We start from the raw sequence: 641 nt of genomic DNA, 5'->3' as shown, positions 1-641 counted from the left end.
CCCAATAGCCAAGTATATAGAAACCGGCCCCTCAACACTCTACAATAGGTGTTGAAGGGCCGGTTTCAGTCTTTTTAATTATTTCATGGCCTGACAGGCTTCCTTGACCTTCGAAGACCAAGGCAAATAAGCCTCGAGTGCTTCAAAATTTTGCACCGGAAGTTCAGGAAGCTCCTCAAGTAAATATTGAAAATAAGACGGAGGATGGATACCATTAAGCTTCGCACTCTCATAGAGACTGAGGATCCCCCCGGCCGCTTGGGCTCCTTGAATGCTTTGGCTAAACAACCAGTTCTTGCGCCCAATTACCAGTGGCTTGATTTGTCTCTCCGCTCGATTATTGCTCATCTCTAGTCGACCATTTTCAAGAAATTGACGGAAGAAAGGCTCATGTTTGAGAGCATAGGAGATGGCCATTCCCAGCTTGGTTTGAGGTAAGGCATTCAAAGTCTTGACCCAATCAAAGAACTCGTCAACTTGTCTTTGAAGGCAAGTTTGGCGCCAAGTCAAGCGTTCCTCAGTTGTCAGCTCCTTCCAATTCTGTTCGAATTGGAAAAAGGAATCGCACCATTTAACCGCCTGATAAGCAGGTTGATGCTTAGACACTTTAGCTGGCAGGGCTTCAAAGAATTTCCGCCTTA

Annotated in this window: 1 protein-coding gene; it reads right to left on the bottom strand. The window is 45.9% G+C overall.

Annotated elements, in window-relative coordinates; translation table 11 throughout:
• Positions 1-78: 78 nt before the first annotated feature.
• Positions 79-641, bottom strand: a 563-nt coding sequence (locus HMPREF2811_RS03365; RefSeq protein WP_141749244.1) for an IS66 family transposase, incomplete at its 5' end; no start/stop codon positions are given.

The organism is Globicatella sp. HMSC072A10 (assembly GCF_001811625.1).
GTDB lineage: Bacteria > Bacillota > Bacilli > Lactobacillales > Aerococcaceae > Globicatella > Globicatella sanguinis.
This window is presented reverse-complemented; position numbering and strand designations above follow the sequence as displayed.